Origin of the sequence: Stenotrophomonas sp. SrG (assembly GCF_050031795.1) — a bacterium.
Classification (GTDB): domain Bacteria; phylum Pseudomonadota; class Gammaproteobacteria; order Xanthomonadales; family Xanthomonadaceae; genus Stenotrophomonas; species Stenotrophomonas rhizophila_A.
The window spans coordinates 1-229 of record NZ_JBNBBE010001847.1; the positions used below are offsets into that span (position 1 = coordinate 1).

Below are 229 nucleotides of genomic sequence, written 5' to 3' on the forward strand. Positions count from 1 at the left end.
CTGCTGCCGCTCGAGTCCCCCACGCGCACTGGCACGGGACTCGGGGTGGCGCATCCCCGCGAAAGCGTCGAGGCGCATGGTGGGCGCGTGTCGCTGCAGAACCGCCGCGAGGGCGGACTGTGCGTGGCGATCTTTTTGCCGGTGTAAAGCGTACCCACCAACGGTGGGCACCTCCCGCGATGGGTGCCCACCAACGGTGGGTACCTACCGCAATGCGCAGCATGGTAGG

At 68.6% G+C, this 229-nt stretch carries 1 pseudogene; it reads left to right on the plus strand.

The features are described from left to right. Positions 1–147 (plus strand): annotated as a pseudogene (locus tag ACQG3P_RS25600) (ATP-binding protein); the annotation flags it as partial. Between the last annotated feature and the right edge of the window lie 82 nt (positions 148–229).